Annotated in this window: 8 protein-coding genes and 3 pseudogenes; 1 reads left to right on the plus strand and 10 read right to left on the minus strand. The window is 58.9% G+C overall.

Going from position 1 to position 17,377, the window contains the following annotated elements:
- Nucleotides 1-160: 160 nt before the first annotated feature.
- The 6 genes and pseudogenes from ACCO56_RS22640 to ACCO56_RS22665 form a co-directional block, all read right to left on the minus strand.
- Nucleotides 161-1,075: an alpha/beta hydrolase family protein gene (locus ACCO56_RS22640; protein ID WP_433643132.1), complete on the minus strand. Its 915-nt coding sequence runs from the start codon at nucleotides 1,073-1,075 to the stop codon at nucleotides 161-163.
- A gap of 572 nt (nucleotides 1,076-1,647) precedes the next feature.
- Nucleotides 1,648-2,972: pseudogene (locus ACCO56_RS22645) on the minus strand (MFS transporter).
- Nucleotides 2,973-3,569: 597 nt separating this feature from the next.
- A complete protein-coding gene (locus ACCO56_RS22650; protein ID WP_433643133.1) occupies nucleotides 3,570-3,719 on the minus strand; it encodes a hypothetical protein in 150 nt (49 codons plus the stop codon).
- A 203-nt stretch (nucleotides 3,720-3,922) separates the two neighbouring features.
- Nucleotides 3,923-5,635: an acyl-CoA dehydrogenase family protein gene (locus ACCO56_RS22655; RefSeq protein WP_433643134.1), complete on the minus strand. Its 1,713-nt coding sequence runs from the start codon at nucleotides 5,633-5,635 to the stop codon at nucleotides 3,923-3,925.
- Between the two features lie 405 nt (nucleotides 5,636-6,040).
- A pseudogene (locus ACCO56_RS22660) lies at nucleotides 6,041-6,757 on the minus strand (IS6 family transposase).
- Between the two features lie 947 nt (nucleotides 6,758-7,704).
- Nucleotides 7,705-10,734, minus strand: a complete 3,030-nt coding sequence (locus ACCO56_RS22665) for an autotransporter domain-containing protein (RefSeq protein ID WP_433643135.1) — start codon at nucleotides 10,732-10,734, stop codon at nucleotides 7,705-7,707.
- A gap of 1,094 nt (nucleotides 10,735-11,828) precedes the next feature.
- Here ACCO56_RS22665 and ACCO56_RS22670 point away from each other — a divergent pair.
- Nucleotides 11,829-12,295 (plus strand): annotated as a pseudogene (locus tag ACCO56_RS22670) (ATP-binding protein); the annotation flags it as partial.
- A gap of 200 nt (nucleotides 12,296-12,495) precedes the next feature.
- Here the strand turns inward: ACCO56_RS22670 and ACCO56_RS22675 are convergent.
- The 4 genes from ACCO56_RS22675 to ACCO56_RS22690 are packed head-to-tail and all read right to left on the minus strand — an operon-like array spanning nucleotide 12,496 to nucleotide 17,262.
- Entirely contained in the window at nucleotides 12,496-13,770 is a 1,275-nt protein-coding gene (locus ACCO56_RS22675) for a dihydrolipoamide acetyltransferase family protein (RefSeq protein ID WP_433643136.1), read from the minus strand.
- Nucleotides 13,767-15,158 (minus strand): dihydrolipoyl dehydrogenase, encoded by a 1,392-nt coding sequence (gene lpdA, locus ACCO56_RS22680; protein ID WP_433643137.1) that lies wholly within the window; start codon nucleotides 15,156-15,158, stop codon nucleotides 13,767-13,769. Before lpdA ends, ACCO56_RS22675 begins: the two co-directional genes overlap by 4 nt.
- A complete protein-coding gene (locus tag ACCO56_RS22685) occupies nucleotides 15,155-16,213 on the minus strand; it encodes a thiamine pyrophosphate-dependent dehydrogenase E1 component subunit alpha (protein ID WP_433643138.1) in 1,059 nt (352 codons plus the stop codon). Before ACCO56_RS22685 ends, lpdA begins: the two co-directional genes overlap by 4 nt.
- On the minus strand, nucleotides 16,210-17,262 hold the full coding sequence (locus tag ACCO56_RS22690; RefSeq protein WP_433643139.1) for an alpha-ketoacid dehydrogenase subunit beta: 1,053 nt from the start codon (nucleotides 17,260-17,262) through the stop codon (nucleotides 16,210-16,212). Before ACCO56_RS22690 ends, ACCO56_RS22685 begins: the two co-directional genes overlap by 4 nt.
- Between the last annotated feature and the right edge of the window lie 115 nt (nucleotides 17,263-17,377).

Raw genomic sequence — 17,377 nt, forward strand, 5'->3', positions numbered from 1 at the left:
GAACGTTCATGGAATTTCTCCCTTCAGGGCAACCTCTCGATAAGCTTTTTGCGTCCAAACCTATTGGCGGAAATTCATGACGCGAGGCGCTGTCCCAGCCGTTCCATGAACGCTGCACCGCTGTGGAACGGTTCGATTTCGATGAATTCGTCCGGCTAGCTCACCGCCGCACCCGACGGATATCGGAGCGCGTGGGGGGGACCCACGGGTTAACGCCATCCCGAAGCCAAAGGATCGTGTCAAGCCAGAACCCCGTCTGATGCCTGGAGTTGAAGAGGCTGAAATGCCCGATCGCATTTCCGCCGAGTTCATCCGGGCCAAGTTCTATAGCGGTGGTTGGGGCATTTCGGTAATAGCCAAGTCCACGACGGACGGCGCGGAGCGTTGCGTACTCGTCATCGAACGCGGTGACCGCCAGAATGGGGGCCGTGACCGCTTCGAACCTCCTGAGAACCTCCTGGCGCCGCCTGCGAGGATAGCTCAGTTCCGCGCGCGAGCGCCGGAAGCTCCATTCGTTTGCTACTCCTGCGGGCAGATCCTCAAGCCATCCAAGACGGCTGCCAGGAAAATAGCCGCAGACGGCCGTCACCAGTGGCATTGCGACATGCCATTTCAGGAAGAGGGCTGCCCGACGCCTCGGCGCGTAGTCAAGCCACCAAGCATACTGCGCGCCGACTGTCAGCATGCGATCGACTTTTGTTGCGCTCTCGGCCATCCCGGGAAGAAAGCCGCCAATGCTGTGCCCGACCACGAGCAAGGACCCACCGCGATCCTGTTCACACATCAGCCGAACAGCGGCATCGAAGTCGTATTCGCCCCAGTCGCGCCATCGATAGCCGCATCCCCATAGCGACCGAGGACGCGAGGCGCCAATCCCCCGATAATCATATGTCAGGACATCGAACCCATGGCCAGCGAGAAAACGGGCATAGTGATGATAATAGCGGGCGAGGACGCCTGTTGCCGGATTGATGATTACGCGACCACAGGTCTCTGTGCGCTCAGCCAACCAGAGATGGCCACCGAGTTTCACATCATCTTGGCAGACGATTTCTACGGGCCGTTCACATCGCATTGCCCGGCTCCCGCCGCGGAGTGGTAGTTCGCTGATCCGGGAAGGGCGCGCGGTTGTTGAAAAGAACGAATGGACACTCCGGGACCATCCTGGATGCGTCGGCATGTGGCGGCTCCGTTATGATACAATATGTCGCATAGCGTGAAAATTGTCACAATCGTATCATTCATGTCAACTCGGTGTCTTCGGAGATTCGCGTGCGTCTGCTTCGGGCGCGCGGCCTCGCGTGCAAGGAGCACGCAAAAAATCTGGCCAGAACCTGCCGATGCCAGGCGAGCAAACGGCCAACCCAGCTCAGGGGGTGCCAACGCCGGGGTTTGTCCTTTCGAGGACCCCAGATACAAACCATTCGGAAGCACTGATACGGCATTTCTAAAGGCGCGAACGCATCTTGTGGGGCTCGCCAAACTTGCGTTCTGGGCCAAAGTGTTCAAGGTTAGTCGCCACGCAATCCTTTGCGACCTCTACGATGCCGTGCGGGCCCCATCCAGCGCATCTTTTTTCCAAAAGGCCTCCCGACAGATCAGGGAGACCTGAACTGGAGCTTGGAGAACAGGCGATAGGTAGTTCCCTCAGATTTTAGTGCGGCCCAATGCAAGAATACAAAAAAGAGAAATCAACGCGGCAGCAAGTAGATAATAGCCCACATAAGCCATGCCATAGTTCGTCTGTAGCCATGTTGCCGCATAAGGCGCGAGCGAAGCACCGAAGATCCCCGCGAAATTGAACGTGATTGACGCACCCGTATAGCGCACTGGAGTCGGGAATGGTTGGGCGAGCGCCGCTCCGATCACACCATATGACAGTCCCATAAGCATCAGGCCAATTGTGACGAAGACATAGACATTCATTTCATTGTGTGCGTCATCCGCCATGAGCGGGCCAATTAAGAACGAGAAAGCACCAATCGCCACGGTGACCAGAATCAGGAACGAATAGCGCCCGATACGGTCCGCAATCTTTCCTGCAATTGGGATGACAACTCCGAAAATCAGTGAGCTATAGAGCTGAATGAGGAGTGCATCCTTAAAAGGGATACCAACAACCCGAATGGTGTATGACAAAAGCCATGCTGTGCAGATGTAGAATATCACGAAAGTTGCGAGAACAGCGAACGTGCCAAGAAATAAGCTGCGCTTGTGGCTTTTGAAGAGTTCGGCCAATGGCAAAGAGACGCGCTTGTCCTTCTTGACTGCCGCCGCGAACTCCGGTGTCTCAGTAATTGTCAGCCGCACCCACAATCCGATGCCGATGAGAAAGACGGAGCCAAGAAACGGCAATCGCCATCCCCACGCCAGCAACTCGTCCTGGCTGATAAAATGCAACAGTATCCAGAAGAATCCTGAGGATAGGAACAGACCAACAGGAGCACCGAGTTGAGGGAATATCCCATACCAATTGCGTTTCCCCTCGGGCGCGTTTTCCATCGCGAGGAGTACGGCTCCTCCCCACTCACCGCCGAGGCCAAATCCCTGACCGAAACGGCAAAGCGCGAGCAGCAGTGGAGCCAGCAGGCCGATGTGCGAATATGTGGAAGCACTCCGATGACGACAGTCGAAATGCCCATCGTAAGAAGAGCGGCGACCAGCGTAGCCTTGCGACCGACTTTGTCGCCGTAGTGCCCGAATACGATAGCTCCCAGCGGGCGCGCAAAAAACGCGATGGAGAATGTCGCGAAGGAAGCAAGCAAGGCCGTTGTAGGATCGGAGCCCGGGAAAAAAAGCTGCGGGAAAATTAGTACCGCAGCCGTGGCGTAAACATAAAAGTCGAAGTATTCGATAGTTGTTCCAATAAGGCTTGCCGACAAAACCTGGAACGGCGTGTTTTTTTGTTTGACTAATCGCTCAGTTACACCCCGACTGGGTGCATCTGCAGAAACTGATCTGATCGATTCCATTTTTCTCCTCCCCTTTCGTATTCGGATCCGTTGCAGCGATCTGCTTTGCCGATCGCTCCGATTGCGCGTACAATCGAACCACCCGCTACAAACCGTCGAAAGCCTTATTGGCTGAAGCACTACCAAGCGTTCCCGCCAAAAAGTGTAACGTCCTTGGGTTCGGTCGAACCCAAGGTCTGCCAGACTTGGTGGATCTTTCTTTTGACGATCTCGCCGTGGGCGACGATCCGACTTTACTTCTGAAACGCTCATTTCCCGTTTTCAAGATAAGGCGTTGATGAAAAGGCTGGCCAGCTTGACCGTTGTCTTCGGGCTGTCTCCCGAGGCACGACTCATTCGCCTGCTCACGTGACTGTGCCCGGCGGGCCACGCGCAGACCGGCTTCACAGCTGCAAACAAACCCAGTGGACCTACGGCGTATTGGCTGAATTTGAGGTGGGAACCACGGCCAGCGGCGCTTGAACCGCCGCCGGTGTTGTCAGTGCGCCTTGAGCGATCAACGTCGATTCTGGGAGTTTGCGCGATCGTCTGTTCTCATTGCGCAAGCGTCGTCGCGCAACAGCGGCCCGGCTGTTTCGACAGCCGTGGTGAAGGTGCTCAGCCGTCCGGCGAAGCTGCTGCTTGTAGCGAGGTGCCAACTAGGCCAGCCGCCAACAGCATGTGGGTAAGACCGTTCGGCTCGATCACCTCGATCATGTGCACCACGTCCCGCTTTTCCTCGAGACAGAATGTGATGCGGGTGCTCACGGTGGTGCCGGGCGCCAACCGGGCGCCATATGAGGAAGCGAGTGAGGGATTTGCCGGTCACGCTGGAGAAGTTATTTTAGCGGCGCTCCCTGTGAGCAGACGGAAGTAAAAACGATCAGATACGACCTTCATCCATTTGCGATATCTGTGCTCGCTTCCCCAGCGCGATGATCGTGCTGGGGAGAAGGTAGCCGTCGCTGGTGCTATTCGGTCACCGTCGCGCGTTGCATGATTTTCTTCGCTTGGGATTGGGTGACGGCCAGAGCCAACGTCCCGTAGTGAACGCCCCAGGAACCGGACGTGCCCGGGTTGCGTGTGTTCAGGAATACATCGGCGACTTCGTCGGTGCTGTATCTAAGCAGCTCCGCCCCTTGTAGAACTCGCGCGATTGCCTCGCTCATGGGACGCGCAAAGAACTCATCGCTCAAAGCTTCTCGAACCAAGCGCTCGGCGTGATTGACCATTGCATCGTAGCGTGCGTCCTGTCCGGCCAGCGGCCTGACCTCATCGAACACCGCCTCAACCGTGCGCGGATCCCTCGTCATAGCGCGCCGCACGTCCATGCACATCATGTTGGCGGCTCCCTCCCAGATACTGTTAAGAGGCGCCTCGCGGTAAAGGCGCGCCATCGGATTTTCCTCGATGAAGCCGTTGCCGCCATGGCACTGCAGCGCTTCGTAGGCGATGGATGGGGCACGTGAGCAGTTGAAGAATTTCGCAGCGGGTGTCGCAACGCGGGCCAGTAGCTTTTCATGTTCGACGTCGGCCAGTTGGTCGGTAGCTTTAGCCACTCGAAGCGCCATCAATGTGGACGCTTCGACTTCTACGGCCATGTCCGCCAGAACGTTTGTCATCATCGGGCGGTCACCGATGGTGGTGCCGAAGGCGTTTCGCGTGGTCGTGTGCCTCATCGCGAGCGTCAGCGACTGGCGCATCAGGCCAGCTGATCCGATAGCGAAATCCAGGCGGGTAAGATGACCGTGTGAGAGAATTTCCCGAATTCCCTTGCCTTCCTCGCCGACGCGAATGGCTAGCGTTCCCGCGTATTCCACCTCGCTGGAGGCATTGGATCTGTTGCCCGCCTTGTCCTTCAGCCGCTGCACGAAGAAGCGGTTGAAACTTCCGTCGGGAAGCGTTCGCGGTAGGAAGAAGCAAGTCACTTCGCCATTAACCTTGGCCAAAGTGAAGAAGCCGTCGGCCTGGGGCACTGAGCAGAACCACTTGTGACCGGTCAGTTCGTACCAATGGGCTGTTTTTCCGTGGTAGTCTTCCGAATGCGAAAAACGAGCGGTGGTCTGTGTTTCGCGTAGATCTGAGCCGGCCTGCTTTTCGGTCATCCCGTAGCCGACGACGACCGATGGCTTGTCCGCGACTTCCTTGCGGCTGAACTCGTACTCGGTCCCTTTGACCTTCTCGGCCCAGATCGCAAGAGCGGGTTCGTGTTGAAAGCCGGCGTAGGCGGCGTAGGCCAGACCAGTTGGGCAACTGGTCCCCTGCTCGATCTGGTTCCAGACATAGGACAACACCGCCCGCGCAGTGTGCCCATTCTTTTGATTGGTACGCCAAGCCAGACTGGGAACCTCGTGCTTCCACGCCAGCGACATCAGCTCATGCCAGCTCGGATGGAAGTCGACCCAATCAATCCGATTGCCAAAGCGATCATGGGTCCTGAGCTCCGGAACATGACGGTTCGCAAGGCGCGCCAGTTCCTGTACATGTTCGTCGCCAGCAAGAGCGCCGAGCGCCTCGCAGCGGTCAGCCGCCCATGGCGCCTCGCGCTCGATCGCTTCACGAAGGACAGTGTCCCCAGCGAAAGCGTTGAACCCGCTCGCAGGCTTCGCCTGATTGAGAACGGTGTGCGTGTTGTAGCTCTGACCGATGAGATCGGTCGCTTCAGAAGGGTGGAGATCGTTCATTTAAATCCTCACATAGGATGATCAAGCTGGTGGATTCGGACGCAAAGCTGAGACTGTTCAGCATCGCGGCGTAGTTGACCGGTACGGCTGGACGCTGACCTCAACGCGGCCCGGTTCAGGCGGATTGACGGCGCGGGTCACGACTGCCTTCCTCGTGAACGACGGTGGTCGAAAAGCGACGTAGTCGCCCACCCGCGCAAGGTGCGCGATGACCATCGCTGAGACCGACTGACCGTCAGGCCTGCGCAAGGCGTTGTTTTATTGGCTCTCGGCACGATCTATCGACACTTTCCATCGCGAGCTGAACTGTGCGTGGCGATCACAGGCACAACACTTTAACGCGAAGTCGACGTATTGGCAGGAATTGCGGAGGCGGATGGAGTTTTCGCTGACAACCGGCCTTAGTCAGGTTCCGTGGCAAACTCGAATGCGCGACGCTGGAAGTCCACTGTCTTTCAAAGCAGCGAGGATGCTGAACTGCTCGGCAAGGGATGGTGTTGGATTGTAGGCATACCTCGCTTGACGTTTGCTCATCATGTGAACCATTTCGATGCCGGACAGTATTGTTGCTGCGCTGGCCTCTGATTTGAAGCCGAGCATCAGGCGGATCCATCGATACGCCGACGATCCTGCCCGATCGGGTTTGTTGAGAGACTCGTTCTGCCGGATGCTGACCGGCTTCAGGCGTCATCGGGATCGATCCCGCAGCCTGTTCTGGCTATCGCAGGCAATGATTGCCTCACGGTTCGTCTGGCTGCTGTCAATGCCGATGCGTTCGGGACCTCCATGGCGCGTCAGGGCCTTGCGGAGCAAGCGTTAGGCAGCCTGCAGGTCACGGTTCTCGCTGAAGAAGAACTCTACCGAGTCGCCAACGCTGTCGATGGCGCGGTACAGATACGTCCAGCGACCGCGGACCTTGATGTAGGCTTCGTCGACATGGCACTTTCCGGTGATCGTACGCTTTCGACGGTTGAAGCGCTCGAGCAACAGCGGCGAGAAATGCACGACCTAGCGATGGATCGTCGAATGGTCGAAGCCGATGCCACGCCCCGCCGGTACCTCTTCCAGGTCGCGCAGGCTGAGATTGTAAGCCAAGTACCAGCGAACGGACAGGAGGATCACCGACGGATCGAAATGGCGCCCTTTGAACTGAAAACCCTCCTCAAGGAGGAGCCTTCACGCCCCGGGTAATCTCGATGAAGAGTTTGCGACGGGACCTGGGCGCCAGCATGGGCTAGGAGCGGATCGTCGGGTTCTCGCAGGAAGCGTGGCGGTGGTCGGCGCTCCGCCCAGCCACAAGTTCAGGATCTTCTCCGCTGGCCAGAAGCACCGCGTGACACCCGCCATTCAGCGCCAGATGCGACGACGATCGGCGCTCGAGTGATCGGCCACATCAAAGAACGAACACAGGATGGGCCCAACTAAACTATCTTGCTCATGCCCAGGGCGAAGCCGCCAATGCCCTCCTGGCCGCCGCTGGCTGCAACTCCGCTCTCCTGCTCAACTCACTGCGGCTGCTCTTGTGGTCCTTGAGCGCGGAAGATTGCCCTCGGCGTAGAACGGCACGCGATCAACTTGGGGCCGCGATAATGACGGTCAGCGTGCAGAAAAGATAGACGCGGTTCGAATCCTCTAACGACCGAAGCAACTGTTTATTTGGCGATTGCGACCGACTGCCAGCTCGTCGGCGGAGCTGGATCAAGTGATGGCCTGACTATCAGAATCTGACTATCCGGCTACCGTCCTGTTGAGCGCTACCGCCTCTCCGTTGATCTCGTTCCGATCTGCCGGCACAGGAAAGAGAGGAATTTAGCTGTGGAGATAGCCGGCTCACGCTCGAGATGGATAAATATATCGATCGTCGGTTCCCGGAACACGTCCTCATCAAGTGGGATCGCGGACGCGCAGAATAAGCAAAAGCGTATTTTGTGAGTTCAGCGGGGCCGCGTTTTTCAACATTATCCGCCAGCGACGGCTCCCCGACAAACCTTTCCCCGGCACGATCACAGACCGCCGCCTCTCCGCAAGCCTGCCAAAACTCCAGAAACTTTCGAGAGCCTCACCGCTGGTTAGAATCTGGCGATGAGCTTCGCGAGCAGACCGTGGTCCTGGCCGGAGTCGGCTATCTGACCCTCATATGTCACGTTAAGCGAGGTAGCATCCGTCAGGCCAAGGCCGAGCCCCACCTCGAGGACTGCCGCATCGGAGGCAATCGGCGTGCCAGCGACGCTGAACGGCACGCCCGTGGCAAAGGCGTGAGTTGACATGGGTGTCAGGTCGCCGAAGGCATGGCGCCAGCCGAGTGCACCCGAGAGTGTCAGCCTCACTCCCCCGAAAGCAACATAGGTGGAGGCTCTGAGGCCGAGCGTGGTGAAGGTAGTGTCGGTGCTGCTTTCTGTGCCGGCGATGGCCGCCTCGTTCGCGCCTTGCAGGCCGGTCTCCTGGAAGTCGTCTGTGTCGAGCCCGACGTAGGCGAGCGCCGCGAACGGCTCAATAAAGGCCTGTCCGAGCATGCTGCGGTAGGCTACCTCACCGAAGGCTTGCATCGTGCCGGCGCTATAATGCGCCTGCGGGCTGTCGGAAAAGGTCCCGATATTGACCTGCCGGCTGGTGTTGATGTCATGCCAGGAATAGGCAAGTCCGGTTCGCAAACCTAAGGTGCCTGGGCCGACCGAAAAGTCAGTGCCGCCGTAGAGGCCGAGGTGATAGTTGTTGGACCAGCCTCCGGAGTTACGGGCCCACACATCGAAGGAGGTGTGGCTGTAGCCGCCGAGGATTCCAAGCCGCAGATTGTCGGCGAGGGCCGCATCCGCCCCGAGCACAAAGCCGCCGGTAGAGCGCTTCAGCTCGGCGGCATTGCCGTCACTGCCGCTGTAGCCCCAAGAGCCGAAACCTTGGCCCCACACGGCAAGACCATCCACCGGACCGGCAGAGGAGCTGGCGGCTCCAGCGCCCGACCGGGTCGCGGTCAACCCTGGTTGCGCATAGGCCAGCATCGGCATCGCCGGTGCATCAACTCTGGCAAAGGCGGCTCGGAGGCGATCGTTTACCGCATCGCGCAGCAAGCGGCTGTCCTCAATCAGCGCTGTCCGCGTACTCGCATAGAGCTCGCCTGACAAGGCGTCAAAGGCCACACCGATCACTATCGGTTCATCAGGCAGGCCGACAATGATGTCATACAGGTTATGACCCATGCCCAGGCTCTCTGCGCCCGTGGCCGCAGCGCGTTGATTGCGCGTACTCGCCTTGGCGGCAAAGTCGATATCGTTGCGGGCGAGCGACAGGTCGACGGTGAAGGCGTTATAGTTGTAGATAAGTTCGGGGACGAGGAAGGCGAAATCGGAGGTCACCTGCCCAAAGGCGCCGCTGAGCCCCATGCCAGCCTCAAGAATACGATAGGTCGAGAGTGGCTTGTAGGTACCGGAGTAACCGATGTGGGCGACTGTTCCGCCCTTGATCGTCGCGGTTCCCACCACGACCACCTTGTCGCTCGCCGTGCCTTCCGAATCGACTTCGATATCGTAACGCCCACCCGCCGCAAACGTCAGGTCCCCGACCACATTTAGTGTCCCTATCGAATTGCCCGGCGTCAGGATACCACCATTGCCGATTGCAACAGGCCCAACATCCCCGCTGCCGCCGAGAACCCCACCGTTCTCGACTGTCACCGCGGTGTTCTGCATCAATCCATTGACGATAAGCCGTCCATTGGCGGAAACGCTGGTGTTGGTGAAACTCGCGTCCCCGGTCAGTGTGAGAACGCCGCTGTCGACCACGAGGGATTCACCGTGCACGGTCCCTGAGAGCATCCATTGACTGCCTGCCATGGAGACAGTGCCGAAGCCCTTAAAAGCAGCATCCTCGCTACCCATTCCTTCAAGTCGGAGGGTATCAGAAGAACTACCGATCACGTCGCCCGTGATCTGAGAGCCGGTCCGGAGCACCAGGTCGAAGCTACCGCCGGTCTTGCTAATGGCCGGTCCGCTTGTCGCCACGATCTGCCCGGAATTGGCAATAGTGTGCATGCCTGAACCGGAGAAGACGATGGCACGATCGCCTCTGATCAGACCTGTGTTGTCGATGATAGACGCATTCGTTCCCGTAACGAGCACTCCGTGCTGTCCACCGACCAGCGATCCTGTATTTATCAGCGATGCTGCTTCGACGTTTTGAAAGAGGACGGGATAATAGTTTGTCCCGCTGATGGTGCCGTGATTGACGAGCGACGCCGTTCCGGCAGTCACAGCACCGGAGTTGCCAAAGCGCACGCCGATCGATCCGCGGATTTCTCCGCTCTGGGCATTCAAGAGCGATCCGCTCCCGTGAAGATAGACTGCGCTATTGGAAGTAGCCGTCGGAGTCGAGACAATGCGGCCCCCATTCTCGACATTTCCAGTTCCGTTCTGGATAAAGACGCCATTGTTCGTGCTCTCGATCCGACCGCTCGCCCGGTTGATAAGCGTGGAGTCGCCGCGAAGCACAATCTGCATTAGCGTCCCGCCGGAAATTGTTCCGGCGTTGTCCACTGTTCCCCCAGACCCGCCCGCCATCTGCACGGTACCGTTGATTATGGCGCCGGCGTGGTTTGTGAGGGACAGACTTCCATTGTTGACAAGAATAGCGTTTGCTTGCCCTGATATCGTCCCATAGTTGGTAACGTCGGCGCCTGCCACGCCGGCGACACCTTTTCCGTTCGAGCCGTTTGCTGAGACATTTCCATCGACGCCGATGGTCAGCTTGTCGGGGCCGAAAAGCCCGACGCCGGATCCACCCGGCCCTGTGGCAAGAATCGATCCGTCAACTCTAATGTCCCATCCGACTTCTGGCGCGGGGTAGGCATCGGTCGAGAGCGCAGAACGAAAGTTGCCGTTGTCGGAGATGAACCCGGTTCGCGTGAGCAGGAACGTGCCGCCGCCCGGGTGAAACTGCTCAGGGAAATATTGGCCTACAAATGGCGAATTCACCTCGACGTCTGCCGCAAGGGCGTCTGACGCCAGAGATATTGATGAAGCGAGAATGATGGCGAGCGCAGTGCCGGAGGCGAGGGCAACGTTCCAGGATATCGGACCATTTCCGGAACAGTTTCCAACCGTCGGCATAGCCTGCTTGCTCCTATCAGTTTCTGTTTCATTGCGACATGCCAACGGCATAGCTGTTCGGTATCCTGAAACCGTGCGATTGCGGGATCGGGGTACTTGCTTTGTGGTGTCGTGCCCTGCCAGTGCCCTGTCTTTGTTATCCGCCCCGTCGGCATCGTCGCTCAACCGGAGAACGCCAGGGGCGATGGCTGTGCACCACTCCAAGGCGTCTGTTCTTCCCGGTTCAGTCAATCATCCGTGCCAAGCGAACACATGCCTCATATCTGTTAGTAGGGATACGATCAATACAACTATGCCAGAAATTGGATCTATTTATCATGATACGTTATCGACACCATGTGGGAAATTCTTATCGATCCTCGAGAATGTCGACGCCGCTGCCGAGGAGCGGGCGCGACGGCACAGGTGCAATGAGGAAACGGCGGCGACGTACATGCTGCCGCTCTGCGAAAGCCGAATCTCACCCGCAGCTGGGCTACCGAGTTCCGGTGCGGCTCACACGTGCCGAGAAAAGTGCGCATGTCCCACCCTCCTCCCGATACGTGGAACGATTCCTACAGCACCGTGGCAAGGCCGGACTTCCGCATATGTTTCCTGACTGTTCCATCCCCCTCCACACCGCGCAACAGCTTGGACAGGCCACCGCCGGGCAGGGGAGACAACGGCGAGCAGTGGCAGGGCGAGGACGCCAGGGTCCGAGAAGCGTGCTCGCCGCGCGCTCTGATCCAGCCGGCGGTTCCATCTGCCAAACAGGCAGACTCAAGGCTTTATCCCGGCCCGACGTCCTTCCTGTTGATAACGAGACTAGCAACTGCTGGTGCGGGATAGAAAAGGATGGGGGACCGTTCGTGGCCGATGCCTGGACCGGGCGGTGCGGTACGTCGGAACGCACCGGAGACGCTCGCCGCGATCTGGACAGGTTTATAAGGCGAGCTTACGCGCAAGCGTCCGTGCATGCCATTCGTCTACCTTGCGCCTAATGAAAGCAGCCGTTCCTCGGAAACGCTTGCTGCCGTGTCAGCAGGTTTAGCAAGGTGGATTTCCCGAACTATTGTGTCCGGCCAAGCCGATGGTTCCATGTACCGACAGCGTCACCGTCAACAGGCAAGACCCACGTGGCGACCGCCCTTGGTATCCAGGCGATCCAGCATCATCGCCGAAAGGTGCGGTTCTTCTCCACGATTGAACTGGTCAACGCGCTTAAGCAGGAGAAGGCCAGGGGCAAAGCGGGGCCAGATCGCAGAGGCTTGATCAGGTTCGACCTGATCATACCTGGACGAATTGGGATATCTCCCGCTCAGCTCCTCAGGCGGAGCGCTGCTCTCCCATCTGCTGAGCAAGTTCTACGAGCGGACCAGCGTGGTGATCACCACCAACCTCAGCTTCAGCGAATGGGCCAGTGTCTTCGGCGGCGCCAAGATGACGACGGCTCTCGTCGAGCGCCTGACCCATCGTTGTCATATTCCTGGAAGCCGGGAAGGACAGCTTCCGCTTCAAAGCCACTTCGGCCGCAGCAGCCCTAAAGAGAGGAGAAAAAGGCGATCCCTTGTCCAAACCCTGATCAGAAAACCATACTCAGAGGTGGCTCACTTCTCGGTGGAAAACCGGCTCAGTTCCGCGTGGAAATCAGCAGCACGGTTTCAATTTGCCGGAAATAGCCGTCCGAAGCCACGATTCCCGCAAAATCAGGTCCGTATTTTCACAGACGACTATCAAGCGCGCGCTCTAACCAACTGAGCTACGGGGCCCCTATCGCCAACGTCAGAATTCTCCGTCCCAGTCACGATCTTCTAGCTGCCGCTTCACCGTCGACAAGAAGTCGGCGGCGTACGCGCCGTCGAATGCACGATGATCCATTGACAAACCGACAAAGCCCTTGGGCCGGACCGACACCGTCTCGCTTCCATCGGGAAGGCTGACCACCGAAGGCTTCTTGTGCACGCCATCCGTGACCATGATGGCCACCTGCGGCTGGTTGATGATCGGAATACTGAGGTGCGTTCCGCTGGGACCAGGATTGGTCACCGTAAACGTGCCGCCTGACATTTCCTCCGGCTTCAGCTTGTTGGATCTGGCGCGCATGGCAAGGTCAGCGATGGAACGGGCAATGCCAACAAGGTTCAATCCGTCCGCGTCCCTGATGACTGGCACCATTAGGCCCTGGTAAGACAGATCGACCGCGACTCCGATGTTGATGTTCTTCCGAACAATCAGATTGTTGCCGTCTATGGCGGAGTTGACGAGCGGAAACTGGCGAACTGCGAGTGTGAGTGCGCGTATTACGAACGGCAGATATGTCAGGCTCACACCATAGGCGGTTTTGAATGCGTCTTTTCGTTGCTTTCGAACAGCATCAATCGCGCCGTAGTCCACCTCTGAGCTGATGAAGCCATGAGGGGAGGTGTGAACCGAATAGACCATGTGCTCGGCGGTCTTCTGCCTCGCCAAGGTGAATGGCATGATCGTGTCGCCGTCCCCGGGGACAGGACGGAATGGGGTCGGAGCTAACTTGGAGACGGCTGCCATGCCTGGAGGCTGGGGTGTTGGAGAGCGGGGCGCTGGGTCCGCGGTCTGCGTGCTGATCGCCTTTAGGATGTCGTCGCGGGTCACCCGGCCATTGTAACCGCTGCCCAGAACGGTTGATGGATCGAGATTAGCCGCTTTGGCCAGCCGGCGCACCAGCGGACTGAGCATGGCGGGGCGCGTGGGCTTCTCCTCAGATGCAGGCGTCAGGCCAGGCACCGCAACCTGCGCGGTCTCCTGGTCTCGACGCGGTGTTGGGGGGAGAGCCGTAGAGTTGCCTTCGCTGGCCAGGCGGGCAATCACTGCATTCACCGGAACGACGCTTCCCTCCGGGGCAAGAACCTCCGCTAGAGTGCCGGCCTGCGGTGAAGGCACCTCGAACGTCACCTTGTCCGTGGCGACTTCGCAGATGGACTCGTCAATTTCGACTGTCTCGCCGGGTGACTTCAGCCATGTCGTGATTGTTCCCTCGGTGACGGATTCGCCGAGTTGCGGCATACAAATGTCGGTCATGATAAGTGCAACCCCCGTCCAGTCAGGGCGATGTACGCTTCGCCTAGAGCCTCACTCAAGGATGGGTGGGGAAAGACGAGGGGCGCGACGTCGTCCGGTGTCGCTTCCCAATTCGCTGCGAGATACGCGCTGGCCAATTGCTCGGTCACCCACGGACCAACCATATGTACGCCGACGATCGCACCGGCACGCCCGTCCGACGCCCGCTTTGCGATGACCTTGATGAGCCCGTCGCTTTCTCCGAGGATCATGGCCCTGCCGTTTCCCGCAAAGCTCTCCTTCTTCACGACAACCTCGATACCAGACGATTTCGCCTGGGACTCCGTCATTCCAACGAAGGCGACTTCGGGGGCTGTGTAGACGCACCATGGCACCAGGTCATAGTCTATCGGTGCCGGCTCCTCGCCGAGGATATCCTTCACTGCAACCATCGCTTCTGCAAAGGCCACATGGGCGAGCTGCGGCGTCGGAACCAAGTCCCCGACCGCGTAGACACCGGGAACACCCGTGCGCATTTTCGCGTCAACGGAAATGGTGCCTCCACTGCCAAGCTTCACACCGGATGCCGGATCGACCAGACCTTCGGTCGCGGGTGTACGTCCAATGGCGACAATGACACAGTCGGCTTCTGCGGACCCGTCCTCAAGCGACAACTTCACGCCTTTTGATTGAGGTTCGCAGTGTTTGAGCTTCACTCCGGTTCGGATTTCGACGCCGCGCTTTCTCAGCTGCTTGACCAAAACCGCGGCGACGTCGGCGTCGAGCGCCGGCAAGGCTTGCGGTGCCGCCTCGAGAACTGTGACCTTACAGCCAAGATCGACCATCATCGACGCGAATTCGAGACCGATGACACCGCCGCCGATGACGATCGCCGATGCTGGCAGCCGATCGAGCGACAGAACCTCATCGGACGACAGCACGCGCCGACCGTCTACTGGACATAGATCAAGGGCCCGTGGCTTCGATCCCGCCGCCAGGATGATGTGCTTGGCGCGAATGGTCTCCTGGCCGTTGACCGTAACGGTGCGATCGGCGCGCAGGTAGCCCACACCGGGGATCAGGTCGACGCGCCGCTGCTTCAAGAGCCCAGCCAAGCCACGCGTCAGTTGCTCGACGATACCTTGCTTACGCTTTTGAGCTTGGCCGAAGTCAATCGGACCCTTCTCGGCGCTGATGCCGAATTCCGCGGCATGCGCAATAGTCCGGGCGACATGAGCTGTTTCGAGAAGAGCCTTTGCGGGAATGCAGCCCCGATGCAGGCATGTGCCCCCAGGACGCTCCTTTTCGATCAGAGCGACTGATAGACCAGCGTTCGCAGCATAGAGCGCAGCGCCGTACCCGCCAGGCCCGCCGCCAACAATTGCGACGTCATACATTTTGTCACTCATGTGCACCTCGGTAGTAGCATCCACGAGGCGGCCTCCGCTGGAGCATAGACCTCGTTCTCCATGCCGGCCGGATCCGGCATGGGCGCGGCTTCAGCGGCTTTCACCGCGTTTTCGACAAGCTGGAGGTTCGCCTTGTCAATCTCGGACAGCGTTGGTTGCCCCACATTGGCCAACAGCAGCCGATCGCGAAGCAGCACGATCGGATCTCGCTGCTTCCATTCTTCGATGAGGTCCTTGGGCACATAGGAGGCATCGTCGTGAACCGCGTGGCCGTCGATGCGCATGGTGTGCGCTTCGATGAGAGTAGGGCCACCGCCGGCCCGGGCGCGATCGACCGCTTCCTTGACTACACTGTACACGGCAAAGGCATCGTTCCCGTCGACCTCAACGCCGGGCATTCCATAGGCTGCGCCGCGGGAGGCAAGGCTCATGGCCGCGTACTGCTTCGCCACCGGAGTCGAATAGGCGTATTTGTTATTCTCGATTACCCAGACATTCGGGGTATGAAACAGCCCCGACATATTCATGGTTTCGTGCCAGGCGCCGGTCGAGGTGGCCCCGTCGCCGCAGAACGCCAGTGTCACGCGGCCTAGTTTCATGTACGAGGAGGCGATGCCGAAGCCCAAGGCCACCGGCCATGAGTCCGGCAGATGCGAGATCATGGGGTAAATGCCGCGCCTGATATCGCCGATATGAACGTCGCTATCACGACCTTCGGAAGGGTGACCAATTTTCCACAGATAGCTGCGAAGGAACTCCTCCGGAGTGATCCCTTTGATCAGATTGGCGCCCAGATCGCGATGCAGCGGACACACAACGTCATGGGCGGCGAGCGCCAGTGCGGAGCCGACCGGAATCGCTTCCTGGCCCCGTCCAGTAACGAGCCGGCCGGGCAAGCGGCCTTGCCGCTTCATGATGTGGAGCTTGTCCTCGATGGCACGCGAGAGGCCCATCCAACGATAGAGTTCCAACCCGACGGGGACATTGAGGTTCGTGCGAGCCTGCTGCAATGCACTGTTGTTGCCGGGCCGTTCGTTTTTGGTGCGCGAGCTCATAGCGCGACAATCTCCCTGATGGCGGCCTCGATCCTCGCGTGCGACGGCACGAATGCCTCCTCAAGGGGTTTTGCGGCCGGGATGGGTGTGTCAGGAGCTGTTACGCGCATCACCGGCGCGTCCAAATCGAATAAGCAACGATCAGCAAGCCGAGCGGCAATCTCTGCGCCGATACCGAGCGTGTATGTGTCTTCGTGAGCAATGATCGCGCGCGAGGTCTTGCTTACGGAAGCGGCAATGGTGTCGAAGTCGATGGGGTTGATGCTGCGAAGGTCGATGACCTCGACGTCAATTCCATCGCCCGCTAGCTTCTCAGCGACCTCGAGCGCCTTATTCAGAACCGCGGCGTAAGAGACTACGGTGACGTGGCGCCCTTCGCGCAGGACCCGGGCCCGGCCCAGCGTTCCTTCTGGCTTGCGGCGCCGAAGCGGTCCGCGGATCGAGCGGTATAGCGCCTTGTGCTCGAAATAGAGAACCGGGTTCGGGTCGGCCACTGCCAAGCGCATCATATCGTATGCGTCCTGCACCGTGCCGGGACAGACGACCTTGATGCCAGGGCAATGTGCAAACACTGCTTCCGGGCTTTGCGAATGATAAGGGCCAGCGCCCACGCCACCGCCTGCGGGAGCCCGCATCACGATCGGCACGGCGCATTTGAACCGAAAGTAAAGTTTTGCCGCCTCGTTGACCAATTGGTCGTAGGCACATGAGATGAAATCGGCGAACTGAAACTCGGCGATGGGTCTCATACCTGAAATGGCCATGCCGATACAGGCACCGGTCATTGCTATTTCCGAAATTGGTGTGTCGATGACCCTCTCGTAGCCGAAGCGTTGCCAGAGGCCTTGGGTTGCGCGAAATGCGCCTCCCATGATGCCAATGTCTTGGCCGATAAGGACAACGCGCTCATCATCTGCCAATTCGTCCTCGAGAGCCGAACGGATTGCGTCGATATAGGTGGGCTGTTCGCTCTGAACCTCATTCGACGACGCTCTCCCGTCATCGAACCAACCCGCTGGGCGGTGCTCTGAAATTTGCTGCTCGTTCATTGACCTATTCGCCTGATGCGCTTCCCGGCCCAAAAAACCGACAAGGATGGGTGAGGTATTGGCTTTATTTGAGCTTCGGGCAGCCAGGCGGTTCACTGCTGACCATGGCTGTCGA

The organism is Mesorhizobium sp. 1B3 (assembly GCF_050958605.1).
Lineage (GTDB): Bacteria > Pseudomonadota > Alphaproteobacteria > Rhizobiales > Rhizobiaceae.

Bases quoted from the DNA above. Each gene is read 5' to 3' on its own strand.
- ACCO56_RS22640 (WP_433643132.1), bottom strand. From the start codon at position 1,075: ATGCGATGTGAACGGCCCGTAGAAATCGTCTGCCAAGATGATGTGAAA.
- ACCO56_RS22655 (WP_433643134.1), bottom strand. From the start codon at position 5,635: ATGAACGATCTCCACCCTTCTGAAGCGACCGATCTCATCGGTCAGAGC.
- ACCO56_RS22665 (WP_433643135.1), bottom strand. From the start codon at position 10,734: ATGCCGACGGTTGGAAACTGTTCCGGAAATGGTCCGATATCCTGGAAC.
- ACCO56_RS22675 (WP_433643136.1), bottom strand. From the start codon at position 13,770: ATGACCGACATTTGTATGCCGCAACTCGGCGAATCCGTCACCGAGGGA.
- lpdA (WP_433643137.1), bottom strand. From the start codon at position 15,158: ATGAGTGACAAAATGTATGACGTCGCAATTGTTGGCGGCGGGCCTGGC.
- ACCO56_RS22685 (WP_433643138.1), bottom strand. From the start codon at position 16,213: ATGAGCTCGCGCACCAAAAACGAACGGCCCGGCAACAACAGTGCATTG.
- ACCO56_RS22690 (WP_433643139.1), bottom strand. From the start codon at position 17,262: ATGAACGAGCAGCAAATTTCAGAGCACCGCCCAGCGGGTTGGTTCGAT.